The organism is Sphingomonas sp., assembly GCF_036269755.1.
In the GTDB taxonomy this organism is placed as follows: domain Bacteria; phylum Pseudomonadota; class Alphaproteobacteria; order Sphingomonadales; family Sphingomonadaceae; genus Sphingomonas.
In genome coordinates this window covers 149,298-163,712 of the sequence record NZ_DATBDV010000014.1, presented here as the reverse complement: position 1 = coordinate 163,712, position 14,415 = coordinate 149,298, and the positions used below count along the sequence as shown (strand labels likewise).

The window sequence follows — 14,415 nt, the reverse complement described above, 5'->3', positions numbered from 1 at the left end:
ATGATGTCGGAACAGAATGCGGTGGTGTTCAAGGTCGCGCGCGACGCGACCAAGCCCGAGATCAAGGCTGCCGTCGAGGCGCTGTTCAATGTCAGCGTCACGAACGTCAACACGATCGTCCAGAAGGGCAAGACCAAGAAGTGGAAGGGCGCCGATTACACGCGCTCCGACATGAAGAAGGCGATCGTCACGCTGAAGGACGGCCAGTCCATCGACGTGACGCAGGGGGTCAGCGCGTAATGGCACTCAAGCATTATAATCCGACGAGCCCGGCGCGCCGTGGCTTGATCCTGATCGACCGGTCGGGCTTGTTCAAGGGTCGCCCCGTCAAGGCGCTGACCGAAGGCAAGCAGAAGACCGGTGGCCGTAACAACAAGGGCCATGTGACCAGCCGCGGGATCGCGGGCGGCCACAAGCAGAAGTATCGCATCGTCGACTTCAAGCGCCGCTTGTGGGACGTCGACGGCACGGTCGAGCGGATCGAATATGATCCCAACCGCACCGCCTTCATCGCGCTCGTGAATTACGGCGCGGGCGAGGACGGCAAGGATCGTCTGGCCTATATCATCGCACCGCAGCGCCTCGGCGTCGGCGACAAGGTGGTTGCCGGCAAGAAGACCGACGTCAAGCCGGGCAACGCGATGGAACTGGGCCAGATGCCGGTCGGCACGATCGTCCACAACGTCGAGATGAAGCCCGGCAAGGGTGGTCAGCTCGCGCGGTCGGCCGGCACCTATGTGCAGGTCGTCGGGCGCGACAAGGGCATGGTGATGGTTCGCCTCAATTCGGGCGAGCAGCGCTACATCCACTCGAATTGCATGGCGACGGTCGGTGCGGTGTCGAACCCCGACAACCAGAACACCAACCTCGGCAAGGCCGGCCGCAACCGCTGGAAGGGCATCCGCCCGCTGACCCGCGGCGTCGCCAAGAACCCGGTCGACCACCCGCACGGCGGTGGTGAAGGCCGGACCTCGGGCGGCCGTCATCCGGTCACCCCGTGGGGCAAGCCGACCAAGGGTGCTCGCACTCGTCACAACAAATCGACCGACAAGATGATCATCCGGTCGCGTCATTCGACCAAGAGGAAGGGCTAACATGGCTCGTTCAGTCTGGAAGGGCCCGTTCGTCGAACTGAGCCTTTTGAAAAAGGCTCAGACCGCACAGGAGGCCGGCACTCGCGCGCCGATCAAGACCTGGTCGCGCCGCTCGACGATCCTGCCCGACTTCGTCGGCCTGACCTTCAACGTCTATAACGGCCGCAAGTTCGTGCCGGTGTCGGTGAACGAGGACATGGTCGGCATGAAGCTCGGCGAGTTCGCGCCGACCCGGTACTTCCCGGGGCACGCCGCCGACAAGAAGGGCAAGCGCTAAGATGTCCAAGCCTAAATCCCCCCGCAAGGTCGGCGACAAGGAAGCCTTGTCGGTCGGCACGCAGATCCGCGGCTCGGCCCAGAAGCTCAACCTGGTCGCGGGCCTGATTCGTGGCCGCAAGGCCGGCGACGCGCTCAACATCTTGACCTTCTCGAAGAAGGCGATGGCGGTCGACGCGCGCAAGGTGCTGGCATCTGCGATCGCGAATGCCGAGAACAACCACAACCTCGACGTCGACGCGCTCGTCGTCGCCGAGGCATCGGTCGGCAAGTCGATCACGATGAAGCGGTTCGCCACTCGCGGCCGTGGCAAGTCCACCCGCATCCTGAAGCCGTTCTCGCGGCTTCGCATCGTCGTCCGCGAGCAGGAAGAAGCATAATGGGTCACAAGAGCAACCCGATCGGTCTGCGCCTGCAGATCAACCGTACCTGGGACAGCCGCTGGTACGCCGAAGGCAATGACTACCGCCGGCTCCTCCTCGAGGACCTGCAGATTCGCCAGTACATCATCGACACGCTGCCCCAGGCCGCGATCTCGAAGGTGGTGATCGAGCGTCCGGCCAAGCTGTGCCGCGTGTCGATCTATGCCGCGCGCCCCGGCGTGATCATCGGCAAGAAGGGCACCGACATCGAGAAGCTTCGCAAGAAGATCGGATCGATGACGTCGTCCGACGTGTCGCTGAACATCGTCGAAATCCGCAAGCCGGAGATCGACGCCAAGCTCGTCGCGCAGGGCATTGCCGACCAGCTCGAGCGCCGTATCGCGTTCCGTCGCGCGATGAAGCGCGCGGTGCAGTCGGCGATGCGGCTGGGTGCCGACGGTATCCGCGTTGCCTGCGGCGGCCGTCTCGGCGGCGCCGAGATCGCGCGTTCGGAAAGCTATCGCGAGGGCCGGGTGCCGCTGCACACGTTGCGCGCGCACCTCGATTACGCCGAAGCGCAGGCACACACCGCTTACGGTGTCTGCGGCGTCAAGGTGTGGGTGTTCAAGGGCGAGATCCTGGGTCACGACCCGATGGCGCAAGAGCGGCTGATGATGGAAGCGCAGACTTCCGGCGTCCGTCCCGCGCGCGACGATCGTCGTTAATCGGCGCCGGTAAGGAACCAGAGACATGCTGCAACCGAAAAAGTTCGACCACCGCAAGCAGTTCAAGGGGCGGATTCACGGCAACGCGAAGGGCGGAACCGCGCTCAACTTCGGCTCGTACGGGCTGAAGGCGATGGAGCCGGAGCGGATCACCGCGCGCCAGATCGAAGCGGCTCGCCGCGCGATCACGCGCCACATCAAGCGCCAGGGGCGGTTGTGGATCCGTATCTTCCCGGACGTGCCGGTCACCGCCAAGCCCGCCGAAGTCCGCATGGGCAAGGGCAAGGGCGCGCCGGAATATTGGGCGGCCCGGGTCAAGCCCGGCCGCATCCTGTTCGAGCTCGACGGCGTTCCCGGCCCGCTCGCCGCGGAAGCGTTCGAGCGCGCGGCGATGAAGCTGCCGATCAAGGTCAAGGTCGTGGCGCGTCTGGGTGACACGTCGCACCTCGGAGGCGAGTAAGATGGCGAAGAAAGAAACCAAGTCGACCGGGCTCGACGTCGCCGGCAAGAGCGACGACCAGCTCAACGAGACGCTGGGCGAGCTCAAGCGCGAGGCATTCAACCTGCGCTTCCAGGCGGCGACCAGCCAGCTCGAAAAGCCGAGCCGCGTGCGCGAGGTCCGTCGTGACATCGCCCGCATCAAGACCCAGCAGTCCGCGCGCGCCAAAGCGTCCGCGGCCGCGAAGTAAGGAATTAGCAATGCCGAAGCGCGTGCTGACCGGACAGATCGTCTCGGACAAGGGCGACAAGACGGTGGTCGTGAACGTGGAGCGCAAGGTCAAGCACGCGCTCTACGGCAAGATCATCCGCCGTTCGAAGAAGTACCACGCCCATGACGAGGGCAACGAATACAAGGCTGGCGAGACCGTGCGGATCGAAGAGACCGCGCCGATCAGCAAGCTGAAGACCTGGAAGGTGATCGAGCGGGTCAACACCCACGCGACGCCCGAGCGGGTCGACCTGTCGGGCGAAGAGGCTGCGGCAGGCGCGTAATCAGTTCAGCCCGAATGGGCTGGGAGTTTAGCAGGAACCCCCGGGCGCATGTCCCGGTAGGCCAAGAGAGAAGGAAGCGGATCGATGATCCAGATGCAATCCAATCTCGACGTCGCTGACAATAGCGGCGCGAAGCGGGTGCAGTGCATCAAGGTGCTGGGCGGCTCGAAGCGTCGCACGGCCGGCGTCGGCGACATCATCGTCGTCAGCGTCAAGGAAGCGCAACCGCGCGGCCGCGTGAAGAAGGGCGACGTTCACCGCGCCGTCATCGTGCGTACCGCCAAGGACATTCGCCGCGCCGACGGCTCGGTGATCCGCTTCGACGGCAACGCCGCGGTGCTGGTCAACAAGAACGAGGAGCCGATCGGCACGCGTATCTTCGGCCCGGTCGTCCGTGAGCTGCGCGCGCGCAAGCACATGAAGATCATCAGCCTTGCGCCGGAGGTGCTGTAATGGCTGCCGCACGGATCAAGAAGGGTGACCAGGTGATCGTCCTGTCCGGCAAGGACAAGGGCCGCACCGGCGAAGTCACCAAGGCGATGCCGAAGGACGGCAAGGTCATCGTGTCTGGCGTCAACGTGCACGTCCGCCATGTGAAGCCGAGCCAGGCGAACCCGCAGGGCGGTCTCGACCGTTCGGAAGCGCCGATGCACATTTCGAAGGTCGCGCACGTCGTCGACGGCAAGCCGACCCGAGTCCGCTTCGAAACGGGCAAGGACGGCAAGAAGGTCCGTGTCGCGGTCAAGACCGGGAAGACAATCGATGGCTGAGAAGACCAAGGGCGGGTACAAGCCCCGCATGCAGGGCATCTATGACGACACGATCGTCAAGGCGATGACCGACAAGTTCGGCTACAAGAACGCGCTCGAAGTGCCGCGTATCTCGAAGATCGTCCTGAACATGGGCGTGGGCGAAGCGACTCAGGACAAGAAGAAGGTCGAGCAGGCCGCGTCCGAAATGGAGCTGATCGCCGGGCAGAAGCCGGTCGTCACCAAGGCGAAGAAATCGATCGCGCAGTTCAAGCTGCGCGAGGGGATGCCGATTGGCGTGAAGGTCACGCTGCGTCGCGAGAAGATGTACGAGTTCCTCGACCGCTTCATCACGATCGCGCTGCCGCGCGTTCGCGACTTTCGCGGGCTCAACCCGAAGTCGTTCGACGGTCGCGGCAATTACGCGATGGGTCTCAAGGAGCAGCTCGTGTTCCCGGAGATCAACTATGACCGCATCGACAAGGTGCGCGGCATGGATGTGATCGTCACCACCACCGCAAATACCGACGACGAAGCTCGCGAGCTTCTCCGCCTCTTCGGCTTCCCGTTCCCGCAGGATGCGGACGGCGAGCAGAAGCAAGCGGCATAAGGGAAAGAGAACTTAAGTCATGGCGAAACTGAGTTCCGTGAACAAAAACGAGCGGCGCAAGAAGCTGGTGGCGAAGACCGCCCCCAGGCTGGCGAAGCTCAAGGCGAAGGCGAACGACAAGTCGCTCGACGATACCGAGCGCCTGATCGCGCGTCTGAAGATGGCGGAGCTGCCGCGCAACGGCAATCCGACCCGCATTCGCAACCGTTGCGCGCTGACCGGGCGTCCGCGCGCTTACTACCGCAAGTTCGGGCTTGCCCGTGTCATGCTGCGCGATCTGGCCAACAAGGGCCTGATCCCCGGCCTCACGAAGTCGAGCTGGTAAGGACGAGAAATGGCAGTGACCGACCCCCTGGGTGATATGCTCACCCGCATCCGCAACGGCCAGCGCGCGCGCAAGGATTCCGTCCTTTCGCCGGCGTCGAAGCTGCGCGTCCGCGTGCTCGAGGTGCTCCAGCGCGAAGGCTATATCCGCGGGTATTCCGAGGAAGAGATGGGGCCCGCCAAGGGCATCCGTATTGAGCTCAAATATTTCGAGGGCCAGCCGGCGATCAAGCACGTTGCGCGAGTCTCGAAGCCCGGCCGGCGCGTCTATAGCGGTTCGCAGGAACTGCCGCGAGTGCTCAACGGCCTGGGCATCACCATCGTCTCGACGCCGCGCGGCGTGCTCTCGGACACCGAGGCGCGCGAGCAGAACGTCGGCGGCGAAGTGCTGGCGGAGGTGTTCTGATGAGCCGCATCGGTAAGAAGCCGGTTTCGATCCCGAGCGGCGTGACCGCGACGATCGAGGGCGGGCAGATCAACGTGAAGGGCCCCAAGGGGACCTTGGCGATGCCGCTGCGCGACGAGATCAGCTATACGCTGGCCGACGACGGCATCACGGTGAAGCCGGCCAACGACTCCAAGCAGGCGCGAGCTTTTTGGGGCATGCAGCGCACCTTGGTGCAGAACCTGGTGACGGGCGTGTCGGAGGGCTTCACCAAGAAGCTCCTGATTACCGGCGTCGGCTATCGCGCCAACTCGCAGGGTCGCAAGCTCAAGCTTCAGCTCGGCTACAGCCACGACGTCGACATCGACGTGCCCGAAGGCCTGACGGTCGCGACCCCGGACAACACGACGGTCGAGATTTCGGGTTCGGACAAGCAGAAGGTCGGCCAGCTCGCCGCCGAGATCCGCCGCTGGCGCAAGCCCGAGCCGTACAAGGGCAAGGGCATCAAGTACGACGGCGAGTATATCTTCCGCAAGGAAGGGAAGAAGAAGTAATGACCAAGGGTCTTTCTCTGTTCGACAAGCGGCGTCGCCGCAATCGCACCGCGCTCCGCGCGCGTGGGTCGGGCCGTCCGCGGCTGTCGGTCCACCGTTCGGGCAAGCACATCTATGCCCAGGTGATCGACGACGCGAACGGCACCACCGTCGCCTCGGCCTCGACGCTGGAAAAGGACGTGCGCGGCACTTCGGGCGCCAACATCGACGCCGCAACCTCGGTCGGCAAGCGCGTGGCGGAAGCCGCGGTGAAGGCCGGCGTCAAGCAGGTCGTCTTCGATCGTGGCGGCTTTCTCTACCATGGTCGCGTCAAGGCGCTGGCCGACGCCGCGCGCGAAGCCGGATTGGAGTTTTAAAGAATGGCTGACGAAACCAACCCAACGGCCGACGCGCCGGTCGAGGCCTCGGCCAACGCTGCGCCGGAAGCCGGTGCGCCGCCGCAGCAGCAGCGCGGCGCGCGGGGCGGCCGTGGCCGTGGCGGCCCGGGCGGCGGTGGCGGCAATCGCGGCGGCCGTGACGGCGGCCGTGGCCGTGACAATCGCGGCCGTGGCGGCCCCGGCACGGACGACGGCGGCGAAGAGCTGATCGAGAAGCTGGTCCACATCAATCGCGTTTCGAAGACGGTGAAGGGCGGCAAGCGCTTCGGCTTTGCGGCGTTGGTCGTTGTCGGTGACGGCAAGGGCCGGGTCGGCTTCGGCCACGGCAAGGCGCGCGAAGTGCCGGAAGCCATCTCGAAGGCGACCGCGGCGGCCAAGAAGGCGATGGTCCGCGTCCCCTTGAAGGAAGGCCGCACGCTGCACCACGACGGCAACGGGCATTTCGGTGCCGGTCGCGTGACGTTGCGCTCGGCGCCGCAGGGAACCGGCATCATCGCCGGCGGCCCGATGCGCGCCGTGTTCGAGAGCCTGGGCGTCGCCGACGTGGTGACCAAGTCGGTCGGCACCTCGAACCCCTACAACATGATCCGTGCGACCTTCGAAGCGCTGGGCGAGCAGACCTCGCCCAAGAGCGTTGCGCAGCGCCGCGGCAAGAAGATCGCCGACCTGCTCGGCCGCGGTGGTTCGCAAACCGCTGAGGCGGATGCAGCCGCGATCGCGGAGTAAGATTGATGGCTACAGTGAAGATCACGCAGACCGGCTCGCCGATCCGCCGCACCGGCGACCAGCGGGCGACCTTGATCGGTCTCGGGCTCAACAAGATGCACCGGACCGTCGAGCTGACCGACACCCCCGAGGTGCGTGGCATGATCCGCAAGGTCGCGCATATGGTGAGCGTCGCTGAGTAATTTCCGCGAACTCGTCGCCGGGCGCGTTGTGATCGACGCGTTTGACGATGGCTACGGGTTCTGGATCAAGTTCGACAACGAATGCGATCTCAGGATCTGGAACGACTATCGCATCGAGGGCGGCCCGTTGATCGGAACTGCTGTCACCGATGTGGCAGATGTCGAGCAGAGCATGATGATCTCGTTCTCGAACGGCTCATCGGTGATGATCGATTTGAGTGACAATGGCTGCAAGGGCCCAGAAGCATTCTATGCTTCGCGCACCCCACATCATTGTCGTTGAACAGAATTAGCGCGACAAAAGCGAAAGCGAGTGCACGACATGAAACTGAACGAACTCCGCGACAATGCGGGCGCCCGTAAATCCAAGATGCGCGTCGGACGCGGCATCGGATCGGGCAAGGGCAAGACCGGCGGACGCGGCGTCAAGGGCCAGAAGAGCCGCGAAGGCGTTTCGATCGCCGGCTTCGAAGGCGGCCAGATGCCGCTCCACATGCGGTTGCCGAAGCGCGGCTTCAACAACATCTTCGCCAAGGATTATGCCGAGGTGAACCTCGGCGCGATCCAGAAGGCGATCGACGCCAAGAAGCTCGATGCCAAGGCCACGATCGACCAGGCGGCGCTGCGCGCGGCCGGGCTGTCGCGCGGCGGCAAGGACGGCGTTCGCTTGCTCGGCAAGGGCGAGTTCTCGGCGAAGCTCAACTTCTCCGTCGCGGGCGCGTCGAAGGGCGCAATTGAAGCGGTCGAAAAGGCCGGCGGCAAGGTCGACGTGATCCACGTCGTTTCCGCCGCCGAAAAGGCCGCCGCCAAAAAGGGCGTCAAGTATCGCGAACGCAAGGCTGACAAGGAAGCCAAGCAGGCCGCCGCGAAGAAGTGAGGCGTTCCCGCCCCGGCGGGAGCACACGGGGTGACAACCCGGAGCACGTGACTATATGAACGGCGGGGGGCGATGCTAGGCGCTCGCCGCCGTTTCAGTTTTCAGGACGTAAACACGCAATGGCATCCGCAGCCGACAGCTTCGCCTCCGGGCTCAACCTTTCGAAGTTCGCCCAGGCCACCGACCTCAAGAAGCGGCTGTGGTTCACAATCGGCGCGCTGATCGTGTTCCGGTTGCTGAGCTTCGTGCCGCTGCCGGGTGTCGATCCGACCGCGCTCGGGCTGCTCGGCGACAAGACGACGGGCGGCGTGCTCGATTTCTTCAACAATTTCTCGGGCGGGTCATTGAAGCGCATGTCGCTGACCGCGCTCGGCGTGATGCCCTACATCACCGCTTCGATCGTGGTGCAGCTGGCGACCTCGCTGTCGCCGACGCTCGCCGCGATCAAGAAAGAGGGTGAGAGCGGGCGCAAGCGGCTCAATCAGTACACGCGCTACGGCACGGTCGGGCTGACCGCGATCCAGGGCTACTTCATCGCCGTCGGACTCGAAAAGCTCGGTGCCAGCCAGGGCATCCAGGCGGTGGTCGAGCCCGGCATGATGTTCCGCATGGGCGCAGTCATCAGCCTGGTCGGCGGCACGATGTTCCTGATGTGGCTCGGCGAGCAGATCACCAGCCGCGGTATCGGCAACGGCGTATCGCTGATCATCATGGCCGGCATCGTCGCGAACATGCCGACCAACATCTACAACCTTGTCAACGGCAGCCGGACTGGGACCATGGACAGCCTGACGGTCGTCATGATCGTCGCCGCCGTCACCGCGATCGTGTTGCTGATCTGCTTCATGGAAAGCGCGCAGCGGCGGATCCTGATCCAATATCCCAAGCGCCAGACGGCGCGCGGGGTGCAGTCGGACCGCAGCCATTTGCCGTTGAAGCTCAACACCGCGGGCGTGATCCCGCCGATCTTCGCCTCGTCATTGCTGCTGATGCCGCTGACGGTGACTCAGTTCGCCGGTAATGCCGTCAAGGGCGACAGCTGGTGGGGCGACGTGGTCATCACGCTCAACCAGTATCTCCAGCACGGCTCGCCGCTCTACATGACGCTGTACGGCGCCGGCATCATCTTCTTCTCGTTCTTTTACACCGCGGTGGTGTTCAACCCCGAGGAGACCGCCGACAACCTCAAGCGCTATGGCGGGTTCATCCCGGGCATCCGCCCGGGCAAGAACACCGAGATGTATTTCGATTACGTGCTGACTCGCATCACCGTGATCGGCGCGGCGTATCTGGCGTTCATCTGCCTGGTGCCCGAATATCTCGTCTCGGCGCTCAAGATTCCGTTCTACCTCGGCGGCACCAGTCTGCTGATCGTGGTCAACGTGACGATGGACACGGTGACTCAGATCCAGTCGCACTTGCTGGCGCACCAATATGGCGACCTGATCAAGAAGGCGAAGCTCAAGGGCGGGCGTCTGCGCTGATCGGCGCGGCGTAGCAGGAGAGGCAGCGTGAACATCATTCTCCTCGGGCCACCGGGTGCCGGCAAGGGCACCCAGGCCGAGCGGCTCGTCGCGAGCCGCGGGATGGTCCAGATGTCGACCGGCGACATGCTGCGCGCCGAGAAGAATGCGGGCACCGAGCTCGGCGATCGCATCAAGGCGGTGATGGACGCTGGTGAGCTGGTCTCGGACGAGATCGTCTCGGCACTGATCGACAATTGCCTCGCCGCGTTAAAGCCCGAGCAGGGCGCGATCTTCGACGGCTATCCGCGCACCGCCGCGCAGGCGGGCACGCTCGACGAAATCCTGGGCAATAACGGCCGCAGGCTCGATCATGTGATCGAACTCCATGTCGATGAGGACAAGCTCGTGACGCGGATCGTCGGGCGCTATACCTGCGCGACCTGCGGGGCGGGCTATCACGACATGTTCAAGCAGCCCAAGGTCGCGGGCACGTGCGACGTGTGCGGTGGGCACGAGTTCAAGCGCCGCGCCGACGACAACGAGCAGACCGTGCGCACCCGCATGGCCGAATATCGCGCAAAGACCGCGCCGGTCATCCCGATCTACGAAGCTCGCGGCATCCTCACCCGGATCGACGGCATGGCCGATATTGACACGGTTAGCGCCGCGATCGCCGCGGTCCTCGACGGTACACAGACGAAGGCATAGCTCGTCCTCTCTTTCGGGGAGGGTATATGGTTCGTCTGATCGCCGCGTGCGTTTTGGTCGCACTCGCTGCTCCCGCTGCTGCCGAAGTAGTCGATACGTTACCCGCTGGCTTCACCGTTTCCAGAACCGTGACCATTGCTGCACCGCCCGCGGCGGTCGCGCTGACCGGCGTCATACTCTCGAACTGATGCCCTCCGGCGGCGGTAACGCCACCACGCTCAAGATGACCTACGCGGTTGGCGGGTACTGCCCGGTGGGGTCGACGGGATGGCGCCGCCGGTTGACGTCGTGCTTGGCGAGCAACTCGCGGGGCTCAAGGCCTGCGGCGGAGCGCGCGCCCAAATAGGAACGCTTGCGTTATTGCTTCGTTATCTCCCCGGTCGGCAGGGCCGGAGCAGTCGCATGCTTTCGAACAAGCACCATGGCTGGATGCTCGTTGGACCCGCCGCCTTGGGTAGCGCGGCGACGGGCGTATTGCTCGGCCAGTCCGCCAGCGCTGACATGGACCCGTTCTACGCGAATCTATCCACGCGGATGCCGGCCGAGCCTGGCGAGAACAGCGTTCAGGTCGTCGACAGCGACGGCGACAGCCGCTGGATCAAGACGGACGCGCTCGACTATCCGCAGCCGGTGGTCGGCGATAGCGGAGACTCGCGCTACTAGTCTCCCGCGCTTGACACCGTTCCGACTCGCACCTAGATGAGCGGCCTTCCGATACACCGGCTGGCCGGCGGCGCTCGTTTGCGTCCGCCGCTGTCGTGCGTTTCGGGCAAACGCGTTGAGATGGGGAACGCGGCAGCCATGCCGTTCCCCGTGGAGCTAGGAGAACATATTTCATGGCACGTATTGCGGGTGTCAACATCCCGACCAACAAGCGCGTGGTGATCGCGCTGACCTATATCCACGGTATCGGTCCGGCCAAGGCCCAGGAAATCACCGGCAAGCTCGGCATCGCGCCGGCGACTCGCGTGCAGGACCTGACCGACCAGGAAGTGCTGCAGATCCGCGAGGCGATCGACGCCGGCTACACGGTGGAGGGTGACCTTCGCCGCGAGACCGCGATGAACATCAAGCGCCTGATGGATCTGGCCTGCTATCGCGGGCTTCGCCATCGCAAGGGGCTACCCGTGCACGGCCAGCGGACGCACACCAATGCGCGCACCCGCAAGGGCAAGGCGAAGCCGATCGCCGGCAAGAAGAAGTAAGCTCGCAGCCGTCCCGGGGCGGCTCGCTTCCTTGTAGATAAGGTCAGGAATTCCAAAATGGCACGTGAACCGCAGCGCATCCGGCGCCGTGAACGCAAGAACATCACCGCCGGCGTCGCGCATGTGAACGCCAGCTTCAACAATACCATGATCACCATCACCGATGCGCAAGGGAATGCGATCAGCTGGTCCAGCGCCGGGATGATGGGGTTCAAGGGATCGCGCAAGTCGACGCCGTACGCCGCGCAGGTCGCCGCCGAGGATGCCGGAAAGAAGGCCGCCGAGCACGGCGTCCGCACGCTCGAGGTCGAGGTCAAGGGCCCCGGCTCGGGCCGTGAGAGCGCTCTTCGTGCGCTGCAGGCGGTCGGTTTCCAGATCACCTCGATCCGCGACGTGACTTCGATCCCGCACAACGGCGTTCGCCCGTCGAAGCGCCGCCGAGTCTGATTTCCACTTGCCGGCGCGCGGTTGATCGCGCGGCGCCGGTACCACCCCAAATGGCCAGGGACCCGTACATCCCCCGGCCCAACAGAGGGAAGCCCCCGTGTCCGTCAATGCAAAGAACTGGCAGGAATTGAAAAAGCCCAACGCGCTCGAAAAGAAGAGCGGCGACGGGAAGAGCAAGGCGACGTTCGTCGCCGAACCGCTCGAGCGCGGCTTCGGCCTTACGCTCGGCAACGCGCTTCGCCGCGTGTTGCTGTCGTCGCTGCAGGGCGCTGCGGTCACCTCGATCAAGATCGAGAACGTGCTGCACGAGTTCAGCAGCCTCGCGGGTGTGCGTGAAGACGTCACCGACATCGTGCTCAACGTCAAGCAGATCGCGATCCGCATGCAAGGCGAAGGCCCCAAGCGGCTTCAGCTTTCGGCGACCGGTCCGGCCGACGTCAAGGCGGGCGACATCGCGGTGTCGGGCGATATCGAGGTGATGAACCCCGATCTGCTGATCTGCCACCTCGACGACGGCGCGACGCTCAACATGGAGCTCACCGCCGATGTCGGTAAGGGCTATGTCGCCGCGGTCGCCAACCGTCCGGTCGACGCGCCGATCGGGCTGATCCCGGTCGACGCGCTCTATTCGCCGGTCCGCCAGGTGTCGTACAAGGTCGAGAACACCCGCGTCGGGCAAGAGCTCGATTACGACAAGCTGACGCTGTCGATCGAGACCGACGGCACGGTGACCCCGGAGGACGCGCTCGCCTACGCCGCGCGCATCCTGCAGGACCAGCTGGCGCTGTTCGTCCACTTCGACGATTCGGCGGTCACGCGCTCGGCGCCGATCGGCATGGCGGCCCCCGCCGCCGACACCGGCATCACCGGCGATACCCAGCAGATCAACCGTTACCTGCTCAAGAAGGTCGACGAGCTCGAACTGTCGGTGCGCTCGGCCAATTGCCTCAAGAACGACAACATCATCTATATCGGCGACCTGGTCGGCAAGACCGAGGCCGAGATGCTGCGCACCCCGAACTTCGGCCGCAAGTCGTTGAACGAGATCAAGGAAGTGCTGTCGAGCATGGGGCTGCGGTTGGGGATGGAAATCCCGGGCTGGCCGCCCGAGAATATCGAAGAGATGGCGAAGAAGCTCGAACAGGAAATAATGGGGTGAAGCTCGCCCGCGGCTAAGGAGGGGATTGCGCAGCAATCGCCGAGTTGGACGCGGAGTCGAGCAAACCCGGCCGGCCTCGCATCGCGAGGTCCGACGACGCGGCTTTGCCGCGGCGGGCCGAAGAAGAAACAAGACCCTCACCCAACCCTCTCCCGCGGGCGGGAGAGGGCCAAGAAGAGGAAAGGCGATGGTGGCGGCCTGACAGCCACCTGGATCGGGGTACCTCACACGGCCCCCCTACGAACGAAGGAATGAAACATGCGCCATAAAGTCGGCGGTCGTAAGCTTCAGCGTACCTCGGCGCACCGCGCCGCTCTGTTCCGCAACATGGCGGCGGCGCTGATCAAGCACGAGCAGATCACCACCACGCTCGCCAAGGCGAAGGAGCTTCGCCCGTACGTCGAAAAGCTGGTGACGCTGGCGAAGAAGGGTGGCCTCTCCAACCGCCGCCTCGCGCACGCGCGGCTGCTCGACGATGCGCAGCTGGTCAAGCTGTTCGACACGATCGGCGCGCGCTACGCCGACCGCAACGGCGGCTATACCCGCGTGATCAAGGCCGGCATCCGCGCGTCCGACGCGTCGCCGATGGCGGTGATCGAATTCGTCGACCGCGATGTCTCGGCCAAGGGCCAGGATTCGGGGCCGGTGATGGTTGACGAGGGGTATGACGAGGCGGCTTGAGCGCCGGCTGTCGTACGGCGACGACTTCAAGAATGACTGGGCCGCGTCTTCGAAAGAGGACGCGGCCTTTTTCTTGATTGGCGCAGGTCGCGTTTGGACGTCAGCTATGGGGTGGTGAACGTCGTACGCAGGCCTTTGCCAGACTGCGGCTTCCGGGGCCGAAAGCGGACATGCGCTTTTGGCGCACGCCCGGTAAAATGAGCTACTAGTAGCTCATGTCCGGATGACGCTCCGAGACCGACGAACATCGCAGACAGACGCTGCCCGCCGCTTTCCGCGGCCGTCCCGGCGGTTCAGGGGGCATCGTTTGAGTGCGTCCAGCATGACTTACGGGGCGTGGGCCTGAGTCTCGCGACCCTCGATCTCGATCCGGTCCCGGCGCTCCCGCAAATCTCGCGGTCAAGTGGGTAACGGTGTCGGGTAGGTGAACCACCGTACCAAGTGTCCTGTGTATTCCCGTCCCGCGGCCCTGGCATTCCTTTCACCCCAACCGAAGCCGAGGCATGCCAGGCAAC

27 protein-coding genes are annotated in these 14,415 nt (G+C 64.5%); all 27 read left to right on the top strand.

Annotated features, from left to right (window positions below; all coding sequences use genetic code 11):
* Positions 1 to 240, top strand: a 240-nt coding sequence (locus tag VH326_RS10325) for a 50S ribosomal protein L23 (RefSeq protein ID WP_329631729.1), incomplete at its 5' end; no start/stop codon positions are given.
* A complete protein-coding gene (rplB, locus tag VH326_RS10320; protein WP_329631728.1) occupies positions 240 to 1,094 on the top strand; it encodes a 50S ribosomal protein L2 in 855 nt (284 codons plus the stop codon). The genes VH326_RS10325 and rplB, both read left to right, overlap by 1 nt.
* A 1-nt stretch (position 1,095) precedes the next feature.
* Positions 1,096 to 1,371, top strand: a complete 276-nt coding sequence (rpsS, locus tag VH326_RS10315) for a 30S ribosomal protein S19 (RefSeq protein WP_329631727.1) — start codon at positions 1,096 to 1,098, stop codon at positions 1,369 to 1,371.
* Between the two features lies 1 nt (position 1,372).
* Complete coding sequence (rplV, locus tag VH326_RS10310; protein ID WP_329631726.1) at positions 1,373 to 1,750, top strand: 50S ribosomal protein L22; 378 nt, start codon at positions 1,373 to 1,375, stop codon at positions 1,748 to 1,750.
* A complete protein-coding gene (rpsC, locus tag VH326_RS10305) occupies positions 1,750 to 2,457 on the top strand; it encodes a 30S ribosomal protein S3 (RefSeq protein ID WP_329631725.1) in 708 nt (235 codons plus the stop codon). Before rplV ends, rpsC begins: the two co-directional genes overlap by 1 nt.
* Before the next feature lie 25 nt (positions 2,458 to 2,482).
* Positions 2,483 to 2,917, top strand: a complete 435-nt coding sequence (gene rplP, locus VH326_RS10300; RefSeq protein WP_329631724.1) for a 50S ribosomal protein L16 — start codon at positions 2,483 to 2,485, stop codon at positions 2,915 to 2,917.
* Position 2,918: 1 nt separating this feature from the next.
* Positions 2,919 to 3,146, top strand: a complete 228-nt coding sequence (gene rpmC / locus VH326_RS10295; RefSeq protein WP_329631723.1) for a 50S ribosomal protein L29 — start codon at positions 2,919 to 2,921, stop codon at positions 3,144 to 3,146.
* Between the two features lie 10 nt (positions 3,147 to 3,156).
* On the top strand, positions 3,157 to 3,450 hold the full coding sequence (rpsQ, locus tag VH326_RS10290; protein ID WP_329631722.1) for a 30S ribosomal protein S17: 294 nt from the start codon (positions 3,157 to 3,159) through the stop codon (positions 3,448 to 3,450).
* A gap of 84 nt (positions 3,451 to 3,534) precedes the next feature.
* Positions 3,535 to 3,903, top strand: a complete 369-nt coding sequence (rplN, locus tag VH326_RS10285; protein WP_329631721.1) for a 50S ribosomal protein L14 — start codon at positions 3,535 to 3,537, stop codon at positions 3,901 to 3,903.
* Positions 3,903 to 4,220, top strand: a complete 318-nt coding sequence (gene rplX / locus VH326_RS10280; RefSeq protein ID WP_329631720.1) for a 50S ribosomal protein L24 — start codon at positions 3,903 to 3,905, stop codon at positions 4,218 to 4,220. The genes rplN and rplX overlap by 1 nt, the downstream gene beginning before the upstream one ends.
* Positions 4,213 to 4,809, top strand: coding sequence for a 50S ribosomal protein L5 (gene rplE / locus VH326_RS10275; protein WP_329631719.1), 597 nt, complete (start codon positions 4,213 to 4,215; stop codon positions 4,807 to 4,809). Before rplX ends, rplE begins: the two co-directional genes overlap by 8 nt.
* A gap of 19 nt (positions 4,810 to 4,828) precedes the next feature.
* On the top strand, positions 4,829 to 5,134 hold the full coding sequence (gene rpsN / locus VH326_RS10270) for a 30S ribosomal protein S14 (protein WP_329631718.1): 306 nt from the start codon (positions 4,829 to 4,831) through the stop codon (positions 5,132 to 5,134).
* A gap of 9 nt (positions 5,135 to 5,143) precedes the next feature.
* The gene (rpsH, locus tag VH326_RS10265) at positions 5,144 to 5,539 is read left to right on the top strand and encodes a 30S ribosomal protein S8 (protein WP_329631717.1); all 396 of its coding nucleotides are present in this window, start codon (positions 5,144 to 5,146) and stop codon (positions 5,537 to 5,539) included.
* On the top strand, positions 5,539 to 6,072 hold the full coding sequence (gene rplF, locus VH326_RS10260; RefSeq protein ID WP_329631716.1) for a 50S ribosomal protein L6: 534 nt from the start codon (positions 5,539 to 5,541) through the stop codon (positions 6,070 to 6,072). The genes rpsH and rplF overlap by 1 nt, the downstream gene beginning before the upstream one ends.
* Positions 6,072 to 6,428, top strand: a complete 357-nt coding sequence (gene rplR / locus VH326_RS10255) for a 50S ribosomal protein L18 (RefSeq protein WP_329631715.1) — start codon at positions 6,072 to 6,074, stop codon at positions 6,426 to 6,428. The genes rplF and rplR overlap by 1 nt, the downstream gene beginning before the upstream one ends.
* A 3-nt stretch (positions 6,429 to 6,431) precedes the next feature.
* Positions 6,432 to 7,175, top strand: a complete 744-nt coding sequence (gene rpsE, locus VH326_RS10250; RefSeq protein ID WP_329631714.1) for a 30S ribosomal protein S5 — start codon at positions 6,432 to 6,434, stop codon at positions 7,173 to 7,175.
* Between the two features lie 5 nt (positions 7,176 to 7,180).
* Positions 7,181 to 7,357 (top strand): 50S ribosomal protein L30, encoded by a 177-nt coding sequence (gene rpmD, locus VH326_RS10245; RefSeq protein WP_329631713.1) that lies wholly within the window; start codon positions 7,181 to 7,183, stop codon positions 7,355 to 7,357.
* A 28-nt stretch (positions 7,358 to 7,385) separates the two neighbouring features.
* Positions 7,386 to 7,640, top strand: coding sequence for a hypothetical protein (locus VH326_RS10240; protein WP_329631712.1), 255 nt, complete (start codon positions 7,386 to 7,388; stop codon positions 7,638 to 7,640).
* Positions 7,641 to 7,679: 39 nt separating this feature from the next.
* Positions 7,680 to 8,234 carry a 50S ribosomal protein L15 gene (rplO, locus tag VH326_RS10235; RefSeq protein WP_329631711.1) on the top strand — a complete coding sequence of 185 codons (555 nt, stop codon included), beginning with the start codon at positions 7,680 to 7,682 and terminating at the stop codon, positions 8,232 to 8,234.
* A 119-nt stretch (positions 8,235 to 8,353) separates the two neighbouring features.
* The gene (gene secY / locus VH326_RS10230) at positions 8,354 to 9,718 is read left to right on the top strand and encodes a preprotein translocase subunit SecY (protein WP_329631710.1); all 1,365 of its coding nucleotides are present in this window, start codon (positions 8,354 to 8,356) and stop codon (positions 9,716 to 9,718) included.
* Between the two features lie 27 nt (positions 9,719 to 9,745).
* Entirely contained in the window at positions 9,746 to 10,408 is a 663-nt protein-coding gene (locus VH326_RS10225) for an adenylate kinase (protein ID WP_329631709.1), read from the top strand.
* Between the two features lie 26 nt (positions 10,409 to 10,434).
* Entirely contained in the window at positions 10,435 to 10,596 is a 162-nt protein-coding gene (locus VH326_RS10220; protein WP_329631708.1) for a hypothetical protein, read from the top strand.
* A 214-nt stretch (positions 10,597 to 10,810) separates the two neighbouring features.
* Positions 10,811 to 11,071 carry a hypothetical protein gene (locus VH326_RS10215; RefSeq protein ID WP_329631707.1) on the top strand — a complete coding sequence of 87 codons (261 nt, stop codon included), beginning with the start codon at positions 10,811 to 10,813 and terminating at the stop codon, positions 11,069 to 11,071.
* A gap of 173 nt (positions 11,072 to 11,244) precedes the next feature.
* A complete protein-coding gene (gene rpsM, locus VH326_RS10210) occupies positions 11,245 to 11,613 on the top strand; it encodes a 30S ribosomal protein S13 (protein ID WP_329631706.1) in 369 nt (122 codons plus the stop codon).
* A gap of 57 nt (positions 11,614 to 11,670) precedes the next feature.
* Positions 11,671 to 12,060 (top strand): 30S ribosomal protein S11, encoded by a 390-nt coding sequence (gene rpsK, locus VH326_RS10205; protein ID WP_007405180.1) that lies wholly within the window; start codon positions 11,671 to 11,673, stop codon positions 12,058 to 12,060.
* Positions 12,061 to 12,157: 97 nt separating this feature from the next.
* A complete protein-coding gene (locus VH326_RS10200; protein WP_329631705.1) occupies positions 12,158 to 13,219 on the top strand; it encodes a DNA-directed RNA polymerase subunit alpha in 1,062 nt (353 codons plus the stop codon).
* 258 nt (positions 13,220 to 13,477) lie between these two features.
* Positions 13,478 to 13,900, top strand: a complete 423-nt coding sequence (gene rplQ, locus VH326_RS10195) for a 50S ribosomal protein L17 (protein WP_329631704.1) — start codon at positions 13,478 to 13,480, stop codon at positions 13,898 to 13,900.
* Positions 13,901 to 14,415: the final 515 nt, after the last annotated feature.